Annotated in this window: 4 protein-coding genes; 3 read left to right on the plus strand and 1 reads right to left on the minus strand. The window is 77.2% G+C overall.

Features of this window, described 5'->3' with window-relative positions; genetic code table 11:
- The 3 genes from PYV61_RS19595 to PYV61_RS19605 all read left to right on the plus strand — a co-directional run.
- Positions 1–1,194, plus strand: a 1,194-nt coding sequence (locus tag PYV61_RS19595) for an esterase-like activity of phytase family protein (protein WP_275834768.1), incomplete at its 5' end; no start/stop codon positions are given.
- Positions 1,195–1,335: 141 nt separating this feature from the next.
- Positions 1,336–2,037, plus strand: a complete 702-nt coding sequence (locus PYV61_RS19600) for a hypothetical protein (protein ID WP_275834770.1) — start codon at positions 1,336–1,338, stop codon at positions 2,035–2,037.
- Positions 2,034–4,289, plus strand: a complete 2,256-nt coding sequence (locus tag PYV61_RS19605) for a TonB-dependent receptor (RefSeq protein ID WP_275834772.1) — start codon at positions 2,034–2,036, stop codon at positions 4,287–4,289. The genes PYV61_RS19600 and PYV61_RS19605 overlap by 4 nt, the downstream gene beginning before the upstream one ends.
- Before the next feature lie 221 nt (positions 4,290–4,510).
- On the opposite strand, the gene PYV61_RS19610 is transcribed toward PYV61_RS19605, so the two are convergent.
- The coding region (locus PYV61_RS19610) for a multicopper oxidase domain-containing protein (protein ID WP_275834774.1) at positions 4,511–6,073 on the minus strand (1,563 nt) is incomplete at its 5' end.

The following is a 6,073-nucleotide window of genomic DNA, read 5'->3' on the forward strand; positions in this document are numbered from 1 at the left end:
CCCGACGCGCCGCGTCCCGCCGTGCCGACCGCGCCCGACGCGCCGCGCGCCGACCGCCCGGACGCCGCGCGCGCGCCGACGCTGCTCGCGCGCGCGATCCTGCCGTCCGACGCGTACCAGCCCGGCCCCCCGTCGGGCGCGCTCGTCTCGCCGGCCAACGGCGTGAGCGGGCCGTTCCCCGGCCAGCCGATCCCCGGCTTCTCGGCGGTGCTCGACGCCGGCGGCGGCGAGTTCTGGGGGATGCCCGACAACGGCTACGGCAGCAAGGGGAACTCGGCCGACTTCCTGCTGCGCCTCTACCGCATCCGCCCCGACTTCCGCACCGCGGCGGGCGGCGGCGGGACCGTGTCGGTGCTGCGCTTCCTCCAGCTGCGCGACCCGGACGGGAAGGTCCCGTTCGCGCTCGCGCGCGCCGACCGCCTGCTCACCGGCGCCGACTTCGACCTGGAGTCGGTGCGCCGCACCAAGGACGGCGACTTCTGGTTCGGCGAGGAGTTCGGCCCCTTCCTGCTGCACACCGACGCGACGGGGAAGGTGCTCGAGGCGCCGATCCCGCTCCCCGGCGTGCAGTCGCCGCAGAACCCCTACCTCGGCAACGCCGTCGCCAACCTGCCGGCCAGCCGCGGCTTCGAGCCGATGGCGCTGTCGATCGACGGGAAGACGCTGTACCCGATGCTGGAGGGCGCGCTCGTCGGCGAGACCGACCCGCGCCGCCGCTACATCCACGAGTTCGACGTGCGCAGCCGCGCCTACACGGGGACGCGCTGGCAGTACCGCACCGACGCCGCCTTCCCGGGCGCGGTGATCGGCGACCTGACGGCGCTCGACCAGCACCGGTTCGTCCTCATCGAGCGCGACGACTTCCAGGGCGCGCAGGCGCGGCAGAAGAAGATCTACCTGGTCGACCTGCGCCGGGTCGACGCCGAGGGGTACCTGGAGAAGCGCCTCGTGCTCGACCTGCTGGCGATCGCGGACCCGGACGGGATCTCGCTGCCGGCGCGCGCGGGCGAGTTCGGCGTCGGCGCGCTCTTCTCGTTCCCGCTGCAGTCGGTGGAGAGCCTCGAGGTGCTCGGCGGCGAGCGGCTGCTGATCGCCAACGACAACAACTACCCGGGGAGCAACGGGCGCTGGACGGCCCGCGACCGGCCGGACGACACGGAGCTGATCGTGGTGCGCGCGCCGGCGCTGCGCTGACGGGGGAGCGTCGAGTAGCGAGCGTCGAGCGTCGAGAGCGCTCCCCGGGACGGACGCTCCGCCCCCGCGAGGGGCCCCCTCGACGCTCGACGCTCGGCCGCGCTCCCTCCGCCACCGTCGGGACGGCGCTAGTTTCTCGGGGTGCGCCGCCTCCTGCCGCTCCTCCTGCTCGCCGCGCCGCTCGCGGCGCAGCCGCCCGGGCCCCCCGGCCCGCCGCCCCCCGACTCCGCGCCCGCGGAGCCGGCGGCGCCTGAGGGCCCGTTCGCGTGCGGCGACCGCGACCTGTCGGAGGGCGCGGCCACCGGGTGCCAGCTGGTCGCGCGCCCGACGGTCACGCGCCTGCCGCCGAAGGTCTACTGGCACCTCGCGCTCTTCCCGTCGCGCGAGGCGGCGCAGGTGGCGTCGCGCTTCACCGACGTGATCACCGAGGCGGGGGGGCAGGTGTGGCTGCACCGCTTCGGCGCCGAGGGGGACGTGCCCGCGGGCGGAAGCGGGCGCCGCGGGCTGGTGGGGCCGATCACGCCGCCGCGCGCGTCGGCGTTCCAGCTCGACCTGATCTACGAGGTGATGCCGGCCGGCACGCGCACCGCGCCGCACCTGCACGCGGGCCCCGAGGCGTGGTGGGTGCTCGAGGGGACGCAGTGCGTCGAGACCGCGCGCGGCGTCGAGCGGACGGGCGAGGGGGAGGGCGCGGTCGGGCCGGCGGGGACCGCCGCGCGGGTGGTCGCGAGCACGGGGGTCGTCACGCGGCGCGCGTTCGCGCTGGTGATCCACGACCCGGTGCGCCCGCGCACGACGCCGTCGCGCTGGAAGCCGAAGGGACTCTGCGACGCGCCGGCGTGAGGCGCGCGCTCGGCCCGGCGATGTTCCTGTGCGCGGCGACCGCCGGCGCGCAGGACTCGGCGACGGTGCGGGTGACGGTGCGCCTCGCGGACGGCGGGCAGCCGCTCCCCGGCGCGATCGTGCGCGCGGACGTCGGGCGCCGCCCGCTGGGCGCGACGACGGACTCGCTCGGCCGGGCCACGCTGCGGCTCCCGCCCGGGCGGTGGCAACTCGTGTTCTCGCGCGTCGGCGTGCAGGGGGACTCGCTCGACCTCGCGGTCCGGTCCGGACAGGACACGACGCTCGCGATGGCGCTCCGACCGGCGCCGCTGGTCGCCCCCGTCGAACTCGTCGAGCCGGTCGTCGTCAGCGCCACGCGCAGCGAGCGCCGCGTCGAGGACACGCCGCTGCGCGTCGAGGTCGTGGACGAGGAGGAGGTCGCCGAGAAGGCTGCCATGACGCCGGGCGGCATCGCCATGCTGCTCGCCGAGACGAGCGGGCTGCGCGTGCAGGCCACCAACCCCGCGACCGGCGCCGCCGGCGTGCGCATGCAGGGGCTGCGCGGGCGCTACTCGCTCATCCTCGCCGACGGACTCCCGCTGCACGGCGGCGTCGGCGGGCTCGGGCTGCTGCAGATCCCGCCGCTCGACCTGCAGCGCGTCGAGGTGATCAAGGGCGCCGCGTCGGCGCTCTACGGCAGCACCGCGCTGGGCGGCGTCGTCAACCTCGTGTCGCGCCGCCCCGGCGACGGCGAGGCGTACACGGCGCTCGTGAACCAGACGTCGCGCGGCGGCACCGACGGCGTGTTCTTCGGCAGCGGCCCGCTCACGCCGCACTGGGGGTGGACGCTGCTCGCCGGCGTGCACGGGCAGCGGCGGCAGGACGTGGACGGCGACGCGTGGTCGGACGTGCCGGGGTACCGCCGCGCGACCGCGCGCCCGCGCCTGTTCTGGGACGACCGCCACGGGCGCAGCGGCTTCCTCACCGCGGGCTTCGGCGCCGAGATGCGCGAGGGGGGCGGCGTCGTCCCGTCACCGCTGGCCGCGGGGCCGGCGGTGCGCGACTTCGAGGAGTCGGTGCGCACGCGCCGCGGCGACGTCGGCGGCGTGGCGCGGTGGGTGGTCCCGGGCGACCTCGCGTCGCCGCTGCGGGGCGCGATCCTGGCGCTGCGCGGGTCGGGGCAGACGCAGCGCCACGTTCACCGCTTCGGCGAGGCGCGCGAGCGCGACCGGCACCGCACCTGGTTCGGCGAGGCGTCGGCCACGCTGCCGCGCGCCGGCGCGACCTGGGTGGGCGGCGTGGCGCTGCAGCGCGAGACGTACCAGGCGTTCGACGTCGACGGCGTCGACTACGCGTACACGGCGCCGGCGGCGTTCGCGCAGGCCGACGTCGACGCCGCGCCGTGGCTCACGGTGTCGGCGAGCGCGCGCGTGGACGCGCACTCCGACTACGGCACCTTCTTCAGCCCGCGCCTGTCGGCGCTGCTGCGGCGGCCGGGGAGCGCGTGGACGACCCGCCTCTCCGCCGGCGGCGGCGCCACCGCGCCCACCCCGTTCGTCGACGAGACCGAGGCGACGGGGCTGCGCGCGCTCCGGCCGCTGCGCGGGCTGCGCGCCGCGCGCGCGCGCAGCGCGTCGCTCGACGTGCGCGGCGCGCTGCCGACGCCGCTCGGCGCGCTGGAGCTCAACGCCACCGCGTTCGGCTCGCGCGTGCGCGGCCCGCTGCAGGCGCGCGAGCTGCCGCCGGGCGCGGCCCCGCGGCTCGCGCTCGTCAACGCCGGCACGCCCGCGGTCACGTGGGGGACCGACGTCTTCGCCCGCCTGCGCGTCGACGACGTGCTCGCGGGCGAGCTGGGGGTGCTCGGCACCTACGTCTTCCTGCGCGCGACCGAGGAGGACCCGCGCGGCGCCGGCCGGCGCGAGGTGCCGCTGACGCCGCGCCACGCCGCGGGGCTCGACCTGATCTGGGAGCGCGAGGGGCGCGGGCGCGTCGGGCTCGAGCTGTACTACACGGGACGCCAGGCGCTCGACGACGACCCGTACCTCGATGCGTCGCGCCCGTACGTGCTGGTCGGGCTGCTCGGCGAGTGGCGCGTCGACGCGCTGCGCGGGGCGCGCGTGTTCGTCAACGGCGAGAACCTCGGCGGGGTGCGGCAGACGCGGTGGGCGCCGCTCGTGCGGCCGACGCCGGGGCTCGGCGGGCGCTGGACGACCGACGCGTGGACGGAGTTGGCGGGGAGGACGGTGAATGCGGGGGTGCGGTTCGACTTCTGAAGGGCGGGCACGGCGTAGAGCGGGGTACGGCGTACTTCAGGCTACGGCGCAGATCGGGGTGAACCGAACCAAGGGGTGAACCGCACACCGGGGTACCGCGGACCTACCGGCCATGAGCTCGTAGGTCCGCGGTACCCCGCTCTGCGAGGTATCCCTGTGTTCGGTTCACCCCGCTCTGCGAGGTATCCAGCTCTTCGCCCCACCCCGATCTCCGCCCCACCTCACCGCACCAGAATCGGCCAGCGCGCGAAGACGCGTGCCCCCGCCCGCGGCGGCATCCGGACGTCGATCGCCAGCGTGTCGCCGCGCGTCGCCGGGGTGAACTCGACGTCGAGCGTCTCCCCGATGCTGACGCGCTCGCGCGCGGCCGTGGGCCCCTGCAGCGCGGGCGGCAGGTCGGCGCCGTCCTTGGCCAGCCGCCGCCACCGGAGCGGCGCGTCGCCGCGCACCACGCCGATCAGCAGCCCCGAGCGGCGCACCGCCATGTTCATCAGCCGCAGGCGGTAGGGGCGCCCCGCCTCCAGCACCAGCGGCGCCGGGGCGGCGTGGCCGTTGATCAGGAGGAAGCGCGTCTCGTCGGCGAACGTCCCCGGCGACCCGACGAGCACCGGGACGTCGGCCGCCGGGTCCCACCGCGCGCCGGGCGCCAGCACGAGCAGCGGGCCGGCGAGCCCCGCCCCCTGCTGCCGCTCCTCGTCGGCGTGCGCGTGGTACAGGAAGGTCCCGGCGCGCGGCGGCGTGAAGCGCACCTCGAACGAGTCGCCGGGGGCGATCATCGGCGCCACGCGCGTGCCGCTCCCGCTGACGCCGGGGACGCCGTCGTACCAGCTCTCCAGCTCGATGCCGTGCCAGTGCACCGCGGTCGGCTCGCGCAGCCGGTTGACGACCATGATGCGCACGGGCTCCCCGCGCACGAGCACCAGCGGCGCCCCCGCGCGGCGCCCCGAGTCGGGCGCCGGCTCGGCGGTGCCGCGCGCGTGCGCCGCGAAGCCGAACAGCGGCGCGGCGTCGGCGCTCCCGCGGTTCTCGCGCACCACCAGGCGCAGCTCGCGCGGCACCGGCGCGTCGCGGCGCACGGCCACCACGCGCGCGCCCGCCGTGTCGCGCACGGCGACGCCGAGCACCAGCCCGCCCATGTGCTGCCCGGACCCGTGGTGCGCGGTGGGCGGCGGCATCCCCAGCGGCGCGCGCGGCGCGAAGTGCTCCGGGATGTGGCAGTGGAAGACCCAGTTCCCCGCGCGCTCCGGCACCCAGGTGATCGCGGTCGTGACGCCGATGCTCATCGCCTCGGTGACCGCCATCCGCGGCACGCCGTCGCGGTAGGTCGTGTCGACCGTCCCGTCGCCGCGCGCGTCGACGCGGAAGTAGAAGCCGTGCAGGTGCATCGGGTGCAGGTCGGCCGACGCGTTGATCAGCCGCCAGCGCGCCGAGTCGCCCACGGCGTACGCCAGCCGCTCGGTGTGCGGCCACGAGCGCCCGTTGACCACGGCGAGCAGGTGATCGCGCGGCACGGGCGCGCGGCCCACCGTGTCGGTCCACATCCCGAGCACGAACACGCGGTCGCGCGGCGGCCCCGCGGGCGCGTCGGCCGGGTCGACGACGATCGCGCCGGTGAGCTGCGCGTCCTCGCGGATGCGGAAGTCGAGCGCGCGCCCCGTCGTCGTCCCCCAGTAGTAGTACGTCCCCGGCGCGTCGAGGCGGAACGCCAGCGCGCGCGACGCGCCCTGCGCGAGGCGCAGCGGCGCGGGCGCGGCCGCCGGCGCCCCGGCGCCGCCGTGCAGCCC

Origin of the sequence: Roseisolibacter sp. H3M3-2 (assembly GCF_029211165.1) — a bacterium.
In the GTDB taxonomy this organism is placed as follows: Bacteria; Gemmatimonadota; Gemmatimonadetes; order Gemmatimonadales; family Gemmatimonadaceae; genus Roseisolibacter.